The following is a 12,500-nucleotide window of genomic DNA, read 5'->3' as shown; positions in this document are numbered from 1 at the left end:
TACTAGACTGGGTGCAGTTCACTTTTATTTGTTATTCATTTTTTAAAACTAAAATCCACATTTCATTTCAAACGAAAATATATAAATTTTAACAATTGATAACCGCAATACTCTATTGTAATTGCTTAACGATTTCTCGATTAAAATCATCTAAATCGTCTGGTACTCGACTTGTTACAATATTGTTGTCTACAACTACTGACTCATCAACTACATGTGCGCCTGCATTTGATAAATCTTTGCGTACATTTAATACTGCTGTTAACGTACGACCTTTTAAATCGTCTGTATCTATTAGTATTTGTGGCCCATGACAAATGGCAAATGTTGGTACATCATTTTTAGTAAAGTATTTAGCAAATGTGCCATATCGACCTTCTGTATCTCCACGTAAATGATCTGGTGAAAATCCTCCAGGAATTAATAATGCATCATAATCTTCTGGTTTAGCTTCTGCAATACCTACATCGACAGTAACTTTTTCACCGTGTTTACCAACAACTTCACTATTTGCAGTATCTCCAATCACTACAGTATTAAAGCCAGCATTCTCTAATGCCTCTTTAGGACTTGAATATTCTATATCTTCAAATTCGTTTGCTAGAATAATTGCTACTTTTTTAGTCATTGAAAATCACCTTTCTATATATCATTGATACAAATACTATAGACAAGTAAATCAATGATTAAACATACAAGATATAAAAATATTAAGCGACTGTCGCGATATCTAACTCTAACACATCTTATGTGGCATTTACTTAGACACTAATTTAACCTTTTCTTCAAGCTGATCTAACAATCCAATCCATTCATCTATATCTTCAACACGTACTTCATCAGGATTTACATGATCGATATCCTCAATAAACTTATTTAAACGCGCTTTTATCTGTTCGATTGTTTGCTGTTCATTCATAAAAAGTTAACTCCTTTTATTTTGTTTTCTTTTTCATTATTATCCTAACAGAAATTGCGTTAAAGCGATATAATCTTAGCTATATTTATGACATTCAAATTATTTTGACTTTTAAAAATCCCCTTTTCAATTAACTAAAATTAAGAGATAATTTGTTACGAGTGATAATACCAAGTGGTATCATACCGATATGAACCAAATAGAAAGAAGGAAGTTTAAGACGATGAATAGCGTCAAATTGAAGCAACCTGTTAGCATTCACAATGACCCATGGGAGGCATATAACGATGTTAAAGAACATGGCCAATTAACTTTAAGTAACATCGAATTTACAACTACAAATCTTTGTAATATGCGTTGTAGCCACTGTGCAGTTGGTTATACTTTACAAACTGTCGACCCCGAGCCTTTAGATATGGACTTAATTTATCGTAGACTTGATGAAATTCCAAATCTGCGAACGATGTCAATTACAGGTGGCGAACCAATGTTTTCTAAAAAGTCTATTAGAAATGTTGTTAAACCTCTATTAAAGTATGCACATAATCGAGGTATATATACACAAATGAATTCAAACCTAACATTGCCTCAAGATCGTTATTTAGATATTGCTGAATATATCGATGTTATGCATATCTCACATAACTGGGGAACAACTGATGAATTCGCAAATGTTGGCTTTGGCGCAATGAAGAAGCAACCACCGTTAAAAGCTAAGTTAAAATTATATGAACAAATGATTTCGAATGCACGTACATTATCAGAACAAGGAATGTTTGTATCTGCGGAAACAATGCTCAATCAAAGTACGCTACCACATTTACGAAAAATACATCAAGAAGTCATTCATGATATGAAATGTAGCAGACACGAGATTCACCCTATGTATCCAGCTGACTTTGCAAGTCAATTAAATGTGTTAACTCTAGCGGAAATGAAAAAGACAATTCATGATATATTGGATTTCAGAGATGAAGATATTTGGATGTTATTTGGTACTTTGCCTGTGTTTCCATGCTTAAAAGATGATGAAGATCAAAAGTTACTATCACGTTTAAGAACTGCTAAAAATGTAACGACTAGAAATGACCCGGATGGCCGTAGTCGTTTAAATGTCAATGTATTTACAGGTAATGTAATTGTAACTGATTTCGGAGATGAAACAGGTACAATTTCGAATATACAAAAAGATAAATTAACAGATGTATTTGATAAATGGTTATCCTCTGATCTTGCTAAATCATTAAATTGTCATTGTTCCGAGTTTAGTTGTTTAGGACCAAATGTTCTTGTTAAAAATATGTACTATCCGAATATGGATTTTAAAGATAATGAGCGTCATATGCACAAACAACCACAAATTATACAATTTTAAAAACGCTTAATTATGCGGAAAAGCACTTTATTGATAAGTAGTCTCCGCATATTTTAATGCTATTACAAAATTAAAAACAATTAATCGCTGGCAGCACTCTACTTAAATAATAAAGGTCATTTAATAGGACTAATAGTATATAATAAAAGGGTTAAATTTTAATTAAAAACATAAATGTGCATAATCAAAAAGACAGATTGTAGGTGGAATATTCGAACATAACAGTTCAATTCATCCTTAACAATCTGTCTTTATATTTTTAGTCTCTAATATGTTGCACTTGAGCTAAATATTCAATTGTTTGTTTACTTTCAATGCGACGTGCTTTTCTTCGTTCAACACGTTGTGGTGCTGTATCATAAAACCATTTTTCAACATCATCTTCTGGATATACTCCAGGTACATGTTTAGGTTTGCCTTCATCATCTAACGCAACAAATGTTAGGTAACTTAATGCAGCTAAATCATGCATGTTATTAAATACATCGTCAATTCTAATTTGAACGACCACTTCCATCGAACTTGTCCCAGCGTATGAAACCATCGCTACGTATTGTAATATGTCCCCTGTTTTAATCGGCTTTAAGAAATCTACTGAGTCTGTAGATGCAGTAACTACTTGCGCACCAGCATGTTTCATAGCTGTGATTGCTGCAATTTCATCAATATTAGCCATCAATGTACCACCAAACATTGTATGATGGTGATTCGTATCTTGAGGGAAAACTTGTCTATTTTTATAACATTTTGATTCTGACATAGATTTCATTGGTCTGTCCTGATTTGTCATTATTTTATCTCCCAATCTATACTTTAATCACGTATTTGACCTTTAAATACATGTTTCATTTCCTACTCAGCACCTCAAAATAACATTTATTAAAATGTTGATGCCCAATTTCCATTTTCAAATACTAGTTCTTTTGAACCATCTTCGAATATGCCATAAATAGTCAAATCACTACTACCAATCATGAAGTCGACATGTACGTTTGAATCATTTAATCCGCTTGCAATCTTTTCCTCAACAGTCATTTCCGTTCCACCTTGAATATTGAAGGCGTAAGCAGATCCAATCGCTAAATGACATGCTGCATTTTCATCAAATAAAGTATTGTAAAAAATGGTATTACGATTTGATATCGGTGAATCATCAGGTACTAACGCTACTTCACCTAATCTTCTTGAACCTTCATCGGTATTGATTAAATCTTTCAATACCGCTTCACCTTTTTCAGCTGAAAAATCAATAATTTCTCCATCTTTAAACATCAATTTAAATTGATCGATAATTGTGCCATTATAACTTAAAGGCAATTTATTAGTAACATATCCATCTACTCTATTTCGATCTGGTGCTGTAAATACTTCTTCAGTTGGTATATTAGCAATAAAAGCTTGTTCCTTGCCGTTAACATAACTTGTAGCATCTTCCCAGATATGATTTTTCGCTAAACCTACTGTTAAATCAGTACCTTCAGATACATAATGCAACGCATGGTAGTTTTTTTGCTGTAATTTTTGTGCGTAAACACTTAAATTAGCGATGTGTTGACGCCAATTTTCAACTGGATCGTTACCATCAATTCGCACAATATCGAATACCTCGTCAATAAACTTAATATATGCTTCTTCTACAGATAGTTCAGGATATACTCTCTTCGCCCAAGCTTTAGATGGAAAAGCAGCTACGACCCATGGAAATTGATTTTTTTGTACACTTTCCATATATCCTTTAAATGCGCGTGCGTTTTGTTGTTGAAATGCTTGTAATTTTTGGCTATCGATACCATCCATTAAATCAGGATCCTCACTAATAAGTGCTAAATTAGCAGCGCCACGTTTAACGTAATCCATTCTCGCTTCAACATCATATGATTTTATCTCATGATTAGCAAAATGTTCCACAGATTCATTTTCAAATTTTAAGCGTTTTAAGGTTGGATCGCTATATACAACACGTACATCTGAAGCGCCACAATGATATGCTTCTTCTACAATTAAATGCGTTAATTCTAATGTTTCTACCGATGATCTAATAAATACTGGCTGTTTTGGTTGAACATTCATACCAACCTTAACTAAAAGTTCAGCGTATTGTTGTAACTTTTCTTTGTAATTAGTCAAAATTCCCACTCCTAGTCGTGTCGCAATTGTCCTAAAGCGTCAGCAATAGCTGTCACTTCACTTGGCGACAATCTTTCTCTTGATTGAACAAAATCATATATATCTGTTAATTCTTCTTCATTTGCATTTGTATATTTTTCAGGATCTAATAATCCTTGATTAACAATATTTAACTTCTCTCTAATAGCTAATACTTTCTCTTCATTTGTCATAGACACAATGTTCACCTCTAATAATAGTTATGTTATCAAAGTATCACAATTTAATAAACTTTAATAGAATTTTATATAATCTGCTTTCTTATTGTTTAAAGTCGCTATAAAATGGGGATATAACTACATAGTTTGGAGGTATCAAAATGGTAGATGTAGCATTTGTCTGTCTTGGCAATATATGTCGTTCTCCAATGGCAGAAGCAATCATGCGACAAAGACTTAAAGACAGAAATATTCATGATATAAAAGTACATTCAAGAGGTACTGGTAGCTGGAATTTAGGAGAGCCGCCTCATGAAGGTACACAAAAAATTCTCAACAAACACAATATTCCATTTGATGGCATGATTAGTGAATTATTCGAAGCGACAGATGATTTTGATTACATTGTGGCTATGGATCAAAGTAACGTTGATAATATTAAATCTATCAATCCTAATCTTAAGGGACAATTGTTCAAACTGTTAGAATTTAGTAATATGGAAGAGAGTGATGTACCAGATCCATACTACACGAATAATTTTGAAGGTGTATACGACATGGTATTATCATCTTGTGATAATTTAATAGACTACATCGTAAAAGATGCAAATTTGAAAGAGGGGTAGTTTTTTATGGAAAATAAATTTGTTCCTGGTATTTTAATTGGTGCCGTAATTGGTGGCGCAATTAGTTTAGCTGATAAATCTACACGTCAAGCTTTAGTTCAATCAGTTAAAGATGCAAAAAATGGTAACCGCACTCGTAAGCCTTCTAAAGTCAGCAAGATTAAAGACGAAGTTTTATACTGGAAAGATGTTGTTGAAGAAATTCGTCGTAATAATCCTGAATTAGAACGTTCATTAAAGGATGCGAAAGAAACATTTGTTAATAGAAAAAATCAACGCTAAGATGATTTTGTTTTTATAAGGCAATACTTAACAATTTGGTGTACGCCTTTCATAGTTATCATTATTAAATGATAATACAATGATTGGCCAAACTGCATTGTTTCAGTATTGCCTTTGTTTTAATTTTAAATCAAAATAGCCTATGAAAGATTTAAATCAATTAATTTCTATAATATTATCATTTTTAAAGCATATCATTGTTTAGTTTTTTTATAATTGGATAAATACTAATAGTTACTTTATAAAACATTACATAGAGAAAGGTTAAGGAGTGCACATGTCGAAAAAGGATCACTCTTCTTCAAAATACCTTAATTCTGTTAAGGAAACGCAAGAGGAGTCAAAAAAGAAAAATAAAAGTAATCCCAAAATTGATGTTGATCGTACATATATTGAACCTCAACAATTCCAATCTAAGAAACCTAAAAAAGAGGATCAGGTTTTCTTCTTATCAAGATTAAATAAACCTGCAAAATATAAGAAAGACTCTAATTTCTTATCATATCTCATCTATCGCATAGGAAAAGATGATGCCTCAGGACTAGCAGCGCAAATGACTTACCATTTCGTACTTGCTATGTTCCCTATGTTGCTTTTCCTATTAACATTATTACCATTTTTCAATATTAAGCAGAGTCAAATTACTAATATGTTAAGTAATGCACCCGCTGAAACATCTACTCTAATTAAGAGTGTAATTGGTGATATAACTCAAAACTCCAGTGGTGGCTTATTATCTATCGGTTTGATTTTAGCAATTTGGTCAGCTTCAAATGGAATGACTGCAATTATGAATTCTTTCAATGTTGCTTACGATGTAGAAGATAGCCGTAATGGAATCGTATTAAAACTACTAAGTGTTGTCTTCACTGTAGTTATGGGCGTTGTGTTTGTAGTTGCTCTAGCATTACCAACGCTTGGTTCTGTAATTAGTCATTTCCTATTCGGTCCACTTGGATTTGACGAACAAGTGAAATGGATTTTTAATCTTATTAGAATTGTGTTACCAATCATTATTATATTTATCGTATTTATCGTGTTATATTCGGTTGCACCTAACGTTAAAACGAAGCTTAAGTCAGTATTACCAGGAGCAGTATTTACTTCAATTATTTGGTTAGCTGGTTCATTTGGTTTTGGTTGGTATATTTCAAATTTTGGTAACTATTCTAAAACATATGGCAGTATCGCGGGTATCATCATTTTGTTACTATGGTTATATATCACAAGTTTTATTATAATTGTCGGTGCTGAAATCAATGCAATCATTCATCAGCGTAGTGTAATTAAAGGTAAAACACCTGAAGAAGCAGCATTAGAACATGATGACAATAATAAAAATCATTATAATGAGAACACTAGGTATGAATATGATGAAGATACTAATGCAACACATCAACGTACGTATCATGTTGATGAACATCCTAGTGATACCTATCCAGAAGATGATAAAAATATAAAAGACAAAATCGTTGATAAGCTTAAAAAAGACTAAACAACAATAAAACAGAGGTTTTCGCTAATGATTGCGAAGACCTCTGTTTTTTGGTGTCTATTTGATGTTATATTGTGATTGGCGTCAGTAACTTTTCTTAATTCGATATGAACTATTGAATTAAATTATGTTGGAATGCATAGATTACAGCTTGTGTTCTATCTTGCACTTCTAACTTACTTAAAATGTTACTCACATGTGTCTTAACCGTTTTAATAGTAATATGCGATGCACTAGCAATTTCTTGATTTGAGTAACCTTTCGCAATCAATAATAATATTTCCATTTCTCGTTCTGTAAGCATTTCATATAACTCTGCGCGCTTTTTCATACGGTTACGCATTTTCACTAAAACTTCCGGTTCAAAAACAGATTCTCCTCTAGAAGTTTTACGAACTGCATCGGCGATATCTTTTGCACTTGTTGTTTTTAAAATGTAACTATCGACACCTGCATCTAATGCACGATATACCTCTTTATCTTCAATAAAACTAGTTAACATTAATACTTTAATTTGCGGTAAATCTTTTTTAATCTGAGTCGTCGCTTCTACACCATCCATGTCATCCATAAGTAAATCCATTAAAATTAAATCTGGCTTCAACTCATGGGCTTTGGCAATTGCTTCTTTACCAGAAGCGCCTTCACCAACTACTTCAATATCACTTTGCGTTGATAGATAACTTGAAATTCCTATACGTACCATTTCATGATCATCCACAAACAATACTTTAATCGTCATACGAATCCTCCTTATTTAAAGGTGCTTTCACCTCGATACGTGTACCTGAATCTGGCAATGATACAATATGGAACGTTGCACCAATTTCCAAAGCTCTTTCACGCATATTTTTAAGTCCATAACTTTGTTCTAATTTTTCATCAACATTAAAACCTTTACCATTGTCTTGAATTCTCAACAATAAATAATCGTCTTTATTAAACAATTCTACTGTCACTTTTGTACCGTTTGAATGACGCAATGTATTCGAAATTGCTTCCTGTGTAATTCTGAACAAATGATCTTCAATACCTTTAGGCACTTTAAAATCTTGTATTTCATGCACAACTTTCATTGGCACTTTTTTTTGTAAATCAATAACTAAATCTTTAATACCCTCACCTAAAGATTTGTCTTTTAAACCAAGCGGTCTTAAATGTAACAGCAAAGCACGCATTTCTAACTGCGAATCTTGAACCATTTTCTCTAAAATCGGAATTTGTTGGTCTAATGGTGGTTCTAACTTCGTTTCTTTGATAGCAGATAGCATCATACTTGCCGCAAAAAGTTGCTGACTAACAGAATCGTGAAGTTCTCGTGCTAGTCTTTGACGTTCATCTTCAATAATCTTTTTAACTTTCACATCATTAATATTATAATTTTCATTGGTTAAGTTTTGAGTTTTAAGTCGCAACTTATGCAATTCTTGATTTAAAGGTACGAGTGTATGGTATAAATCTAACGTTTCACTATATATTTCTATATTTTGATCATTAATGCCAACTGTTTCGCCTTCCATTGAACGCTCAATTTGCGTCTTAATCCAATCATTTTGCTGATTGATTTTGTAAGCGAGTACCGAACCAACAATAATACACAATAAAATGATGATGAGATTTAAAAATAAAAAGACTGGTATTCCGAATATTTGTGTATAAAACATACCTTGAAAATAGATGATATTTACAAAAACTTTATCGATGAACAGAAATGCAGCTAGCATGCTATATACTAAGATGAGCATTGAACCAATTGTTCTAATGTAGTGGTTCATCGATAAATCACCTCTACGTCTCCGATAAACGTTGATACGTAGATATTAACTGTGTAGTTATCCGGTTTCATCATTTCTTCAATATGAATATTGTTATTTTCAACTTTATATGATTTTTCATTCACGTAAGTGCTTCCATAAAAAGCAGCTACATGTAAATTAATATTGTAATTAACCGGCAATATAACCTGCACTTTACCTAAAATGTGTCTAACAACAATGGTATTATTTTCCTTAATATTTGCAGCTTTTGTTAAGTCAATATGTAGGTCGCCAATTCCATGTTGAATTTGCACATCTTCCCACTTATATACATAAACTGGTGTACGTTGCTCACCAAACCACTTTTGTTTAATAAAAGATGGTGAAGTCATAACCTCATCCGTCGCAACTACTTTTTTTGGTTTAAACTTGTGTATTAAATAACGCACAATAAGTAGTAATAAAAAGACGAACAAGATGATGATTGTATACTTATTAGACAATAATGTGAATGCAATTAATAGCGCGCCTATCCAAAACGCCAAAAGGCCACGTATTTTATGAAAATAAAGATATCCTACATAAACTAATACACATCCCAATAATAGAACGAGTAAAAAGCCAATTTTTTCAAAAAATATGTAGTAAAAATTGGCAATAATCATTAATGCAGTAAAAATGATCAACATTTGCGTTGATATATATTTGTGTGTCATGTTTCGCCGCCTTTCTATGCCACAGCGTTCATATAATTTATTAGATACGATGTTTTTTCTGTTTCTATTTTTTCAGTTGAAGTTTGTTGAATTTGAGTTTCAATTTGTGCATAATATGCTTCAACTTTATTCAACTCTGATTTAATATTTTCAATTTCTTGATTATTGATTTCTCTTGCACATTGAATTTGAAATGCTTCAGCAATATCAATATATTTATTTTCTAATGTTAGCATTAGACTGTCAATTAACTTGCTAAGTTGTTCTTTTTTAGTAATTAAATAACGCATATAGTCATCTAAATTTTTCATTTTTTCATCTAACATTAAAAGGTAGTGCTTGATATTATTTCTTACTGTTGCTCTCAAAAACTGTTCAATATAACGTTCAACATAGTTCATAACTATCACCTTTTATAATAAGTTTTAAAATACCAAATGCGCTATGTATCTTCGTTGATGTCGATGATATGTTTGCTTAAAAACTACTTTATTACAACATATTTTTGAAATGACGCATTGATTGTGTTCTTAATTATTATAAAACAGTTCCGAAACCAATATGAATAGGCTCCGGAACTAAATGATGTTCATACTTTAGTCTTAGTATATGTTGAACTATTCTTCTTCAATCTTTGTCGTTAAAATCGGACCATCCTTAGTCACGATAACCGTATGCTCAATTTGAGCGACAAAACTTTTATCGCTCGTTTCAAAAGCCCATTCATTTTTACCTTCTGTAACAAATGATGCATTTGATGAGATAAACGGTTCAATAGCTAATACCATACCTTCAGTTAATAATGTTTTATCTTTTGGATCAAAGTAATTAAGTACATGTGCTGGCGCTTCATGTAATGATAAACCAACACCATGACCTGTTAAGTTTTTAATGACTTTCAAATCATTTTGTCTAGCTGTATTATGCACCGCTTTACCAATGTTACTTAACTTAGTACCCGGTTTTACTTTTGCAATTGCATTCTCAAATGCCATCGTTGCTACGTCACATACTTTTTGTTTCATTGGATCGTCTGATTCTCCAACGACAAATGAAATGCCTGTATCTGCATAATAGCCATTCTTCAATGCCGATACATCAATATTTACTAAATCTCCTTCACGAATGACACGCTTACTTGGAATCCCATGTGCCACCTCTTCATTCACACTAATACACGTTTGACCAGGAAAATTTTCATCATGAATTGGCGCAGAAATAGCACCGTATTCTTCAAATAACTCTTTCGCAATATTATCAAGCTCTTTCGTAGTGATACCTGGTTTGGTTGCAGCTTGCATTGTATTGCGCACTTTAGCGCATATGTATCCAATTTCTTTTAACGCTTGTAATTCTTCTTCTGTTTTTACAATCATTTTATCCCGTTCCTTTTTTATATAATTATAACTTATTATAGCAAAAATTCTTTGATATACTAAAGATGTTACTTTAGTATTTTGGAAAATGAGTGGGACATTGTGTGATAAAGAAAAAATATTTCTTTATCGTCCCCAACTTGCATTGTCTGTAGAAATTGGTGTTCCAAATTCTCTATGTTGGGGCCCCGCCAACTTGCATTGTCTGCAGAAATTGGTGTTCCAATTTCTCTATGTTGGGGCCCACACCCCAACTTGCACATTATCGTAAGCTGACTTTTCGTCAGCTTCTGTGTTGGCGCCCCGGACTAGAATTGAAAAATGCTTGTTACAAGTGCATTTTATTTCAGTCAACTACTAACAATATAACATTGTGGAGCCCAGAGCTTTGATTAATGTATATGAAAATCAAAGTAATGCCTAAGCATGATTATTTCAAATGTTTTACATACATGAACTTTTCCACTGTACGATACTATTATTATAAAGCGCTCGCTAAGATTTTACGATGATTAGAGGTTAAAAAATGAACGATCAATGGTATAAACATTTAATTGGTGCCAGAACAATTAAAACTGGTATTGCCATTTTTTTAACAGCTGTCTTTTGTATGGCACTAGATTTAACTCCCATCTATGCCATTTTAACAGCTGTAGTCACAATTGAACCAACTGCCAAGGCATCACTTATTAAAGGTTATCGTAGATTACCTGCTACAGTAATTGGTGCAGGCTTTGCAGTATTATTTACATATTTATTCGGCGATCAATCACCTTTTACATATGCATTGAGTGCGACGTTCACGATTTTATTCTGTACAAAACTCAAATTGCAAGTTGGTACGAATGTTGCTGTACTAACATCATTAGCTATGATTCCGGGTATTCATGATGCCTACATATTCAACTTTTTGTCTCGAACATTGACGGCGATTATTGGACTCGTGACATCAGGTTTAATTAACTTCATGGTGTTCCCACCTAAGTATTATGGTCAAGTTGAAGAAAAATTAAGTAAGACAGATGCCTTGATGTATAAATTATTTTACAATCGCTGCCAAGAACTTATTTTATCAAGACTGCAATCTGATAAAAGCGAAAAAGCATATAAAAATATTTTCAATTTAAACAATCAAGTTGAAACGTTAATAAGTTATCAACGTGACGAATTAAGCTATCATAAGAAAAAAGAATGTGATTGGAAATTACTCAACCAATTAACTAAACGTGCATATACGAATCGTTTATTTATCACTCATTTATCAAATATCATTTACTTGCCTAAAAATACTCGTGTTAACTTTTCAGGTGACGAAAAAATGGCATTACTAAAAATTAGTAGTAGCATCAAAGATATATTTTATGATGGTTCATTTAAGAGAGAAGATGATTCTGTAGAAACTTTACGTTCGACAATAAAAGCACTTGAAATTAGTGGTGAAAATCAAATTAAAAGTCATATACTATACGAAGTTCTAATGATTTATCGACTGCTAGACAGCAGATATGCTTAATTTAAGCACCTTATGCTAATTGGCACCATTAGATATATTCTTACTTTATCAGTAACTTTATCGTATATAGCATGTCCCTTTTAAAAATTACAAGCATAAATATTCAGACTCAAATAT

General features: G+C 32.3%; 15 protein-coding genes. 5 read left to right on the top strand and 10 right to left on the bottom strand.

Annotated elements, in window-relative coordinates; all coding sequences use genetic code 11:
• Positions 1 to 112 precede the first annotated feature (112 nt).
• Both JV528_RS05755 and JV528_RS05750 read right to left on the bottom strand, forming a co-directional pair.
• Positions 113 to 628, bottom strand: coding sequence for a type 1 glutamine amidotransferase domain-containing protein (locus tag JV528_RS05755; RefSeq protein ID WP_000163283.1), 516 nt, complete (start codon positions 626 to 628; stop codon positions 113 to 115).
• A gap of 129 nt (positions 629 to 757) precedes the next feature.
• Positions 758 to 919, bottom strand: a complete 162-nt coding sequence (locus JV528_RS05750) for an SE1561 family protein (protein ID WP_001005407.1) — start codon at positions 917 to 919, stop codon at positions 758 to 760.
• 223 nt (positions 920 to 1,142) lie between these two features.
• Between JV528_RS05750 and yfkAB the strand changes: the two genes are divergently transcribed.
• Positions 1,143 to 2,294, top strand: a complete 1,152-nt coding sequence (gene yfkAB, locus JV528_RS05745; protein ID WP_069994073.1) for a radical SAM/CxCxxxxC motif protein YfkAB — start codon at positions 1,143 to 1,145, stop codon at positions 2,292 to 2,294.
• 259 nt (positions 2,295 to 2,553) lie between these two features.
• Here the strand turns inward: yfkAB and JV528_RS05740 are convergent, their stop codons facing one another.
• The 3 genes from JV528_RS05740 to JV528_RS05730 all read right to left on the bottom strand — a co-directional run bounded on the left by JV528_RS05740 (position 2,554) and on the right by JV528_RS05730 (position 4,633).
• Positions 2,554 to 3,084 (bottom strand): acyl-CoA thioesterase, encoded by a 531-nt coding sequence (locus JV528_RS05740; protein WP_000184386.1) that lies wholly within the window; start codon positions 3,082 to 3,084, stop codon positions 2,554 to 2,556.
• Between the two features lie 89 nt (positions 3,085 to 3,173).
• Positions 3,174 to 4,430: an aminopeptidase gene (locus tag JV528_RS05735; protein WP_001793428.1), complete on the bottom strand. Its 1,257-nt coding sequence runs from the start codon at positions 4,428 to 4,430 to the stop codon at positions 3,174 to 3,176.
• Between the two features lie 2 nt (positions 4,431 to 4,432).
• On the bottom strand, positions 4,433 to 4,633 hold the full coding sequence (locus JV528_RS05730; RefSeq protein WP_000180462.1) for a DUF1128 family protein: 201 nt from the start codon (positions 4,631 to 4,633) through the stop codon (positions 4,433 to 4,435).
• A 146-nt stretch (positions 4,634 to 4,779) separates the two neighbouring features.
• Between JV528_RS05730 and JV528_RS05725 the strand changes: the two genes are divergently transcribed.
• From JV528_RS05725 to JV528_RS05715, 3 genes are all read left to right on the top strand, one after another.
• Entirely contained in the window at positions 4,780 to 5,244 is a 465-nt protein-coding gene (locus tag JV528_RS05725; protein ID WP_000228666.1) for a low molecular weight protein-tyrosine-phosphatase, read from the top strand.
• A gap of 6 nt (positions 5,245 to 5,250) precedes the next feature.
• Positions 5,251 to 5,526, top strand: a complete 276-nt coding sequence (locus JV528_RS05720; protein ID WP_000428172.1) for a YtxH domain-containing protein — start codon at positions 5,251 to 5,253, stop codon at positions 5,524 to 5,526.
• 277 nt (positions 5,527 to 5,803) lie between these two features.
• On the top strand, positions 5,804 to 7,021 hold the full coding sequence (locus JV528_RS05715) for a YihY/virulence factor BrkB family protein (RefSeq protein WP_000037094.1): 1,218 nt from the start codon (positions 5,804 to 5,806) through the stop codon (positions 7,019 to 7,021).
• A gap of 112 nt (positions 7,022 to 7,133) precedes the next feature.
• Here the strand turns inward: JV528_RS05715 and vraR are convergent, their stop codons facing one another.
• From vraR to map, 5 genes are all read right to left on the bottom strand, one after another.
• Positions 7,134 to 7,763: a response regulator transcription factor VraR gene (gene vraR / locus JV528_RS05710; protein ID WP_000153530.1), complete on the bottom strand. Its 630-nt coding sequence runs from the start codon at positions 7,761 to 7,763 to the stop codon at positions 7,134 to 7,136.
• A complete protein-coding gene (gene vraS, locus JV528_RS05705; protein WP_001017131.1) occupies positions 7,753 to 8,796 on the bottom strand; it encodes a sensor histidine kinase VraS in 1,044 nt (347 codons plus the stop codon). The genes vraR and vraS overlap by 11 nt, the downstream gene beginning before the upstream one ends.
• Positions 8,793 to 9,494, bottom strand: a complete 702-nt coding sequence (gene vraT / locus JV528_RS05700; protein WP_000149064.1) for a cell wall-active antibiotics response protein VraT — start codon at positions 9,492 to 9,494, stop codon at positions 8,793 to 8,795. The genes vraS and vraT overlap by 4 nt, the downstream gene beginning before the upstream one ends.
• Positions 9,495 to 9,508: 14 nt before the next feature.
• Positions 9,509 to 9,895, bottom strand: coding sequence for a hypothetical protein (locus JV528_RS05695; RefSeq protein ID WP_001110180.1), 387 nt, complete (start codon positions 9,893 to 9,895; stop codon positions 9,509 to 9,511).
• Between the two features lie 216 nt (positions 9,896 to 10,111).
• Positions 10,112 to 10,870 (bottom strand): type I methionyl aminopeptidase, encoded by a 759-nt coding sequence (map, locus tag JV528_RS05690; protein WP_000636142.1) that lies wholly within the window; start codon positions 10,868 to 10,870, stop codon positions 10,112 to 10,114.
• Between the two features lie 526 nt (positions 10,871 to 11,396).
• Here map and JV528_RS05685 point away from each other — a divergent pair.
• Positions 11,397 to 12,383 carry an FUSC family protein gene (locus tag JV528_RS05685; RefSeq protein ID WP_000999713.1) on the top strand — a complete coding sequence of 329 codons (987 nt, stop codon included), beginning with the start codon at positions 11,397 to 11,399 and terminating at the stop codon, positions 12,381 to 12,383.
• Positions 12,384 to 12,500: the final 117 nt, after the last annotated feature.

Source organism: Staphylococcus sp. GDB20D11A (assembly GCF_016893255.1).
GTDB classification, from domain to species: Bacteria; Bacillota; Bacilli; order Staphylococcales; family Staphylococcaceae; genus Staphylococcus; species Staphylococcus aureus.
The sequence above is the reverse complement of the archived record's forward strand: the minus strand, read 5'-3'. Positions and strand labels throughout refer to the sequence as shown.

Bases quoted from the DNA above. Each gene is read 5' to 3' on its own strand.
- JV528_RS05695 (WP_001110180.1), bottom strand. From the start codon at position 9,895: ATGAACTATGTTGAACGTTATATTGAACAGTTTTTGAGAGCAACAGTA.
- JV528_RS05685 (WP_000999713.1), top strand. From the start codon at position 11,397: ATGAACGATCAATGGTATAAACATTTAATTGGTGCCAGAACAATTAAA.
- JV528_RS05730 (WP_000180462.1), bottom strand. From the start codon at position 4,633: ATGACAAATGAAGAGAAAGTATTAGCTATTAGAGAGAAGTTAAATATT.
- JV528_RS05725 (WP_000228666.1), top strand. From the start codon at position 4,780: ATGGTAGATGTAGCATTTGTCTGTCTTGGCAATATATGTCGTTCTCCA.
- JV528_RS05750 (WP_001005407.1), bottom strand. From the start codon at position 919: ATGAATGAACAGCAAACAATCGAACAGATAAAAGCGCGTTTAAATAAG.
- vraS (WP_001017131.1), bottom strand. From the start codon at position 8,796: ATGAACCACTACATTAGAACAATTGGTTCAATGCTCATCTTAGTATAT.
- yfkAB (WP_069994073.1), top strand. From the start codon at position 1,143: ATGAATAGCGTCAAATTGAAGCAACCTGTTAGCATTCACAATGACCCA.
- vraR (WP_000153530.1), bottom strand. From the start codon at position 7,763: ATGACGATTAAAGTATTGTTTGTGGATGATCATGAAATGGTACGTATA.
- vraT (WP_000149064.1), bottom strand. From the start codon at position 9,494: ATGACACACAAATATATATCAACGCAAATGTTGATCATTTTTACTGCA.
- JV528_RS05715 (WP_000037094.1), top strand. From the start codon at position 5,804: ATGTCGAAAAAGGATCACTCTTCTTCAAAATACCTTAATTCTGTTAAG.
- JV528_RS05740 (WP_000184386.1), bottom strand. From the start codon at position 3,084: ATGACAAATCAGGACAGACCAATGAAATCTATGTCAGAATCAAAATGT.
- JV528_RS05755 (WP_000163283.1), bottom strand. From the start codon at position 628: ATGACTAAAAAAGTAGCAATTATTCTAGCAAACGAATTTGAAGATATA.
- JV528_RS05720 (WP_000428172.1), top strand. From the start codon at position 5,251: ATGGAAAATAAATTTGTTCCTGGTATTTTAATTGGTGCCGTAATTGGT.
- map (WP_000636142.1), bottom strand. From the start codon at position 10,870: ATGATTGTAAAAACAGAAGAAGAATTACAAGCGTTAAAAGAAATTGGA.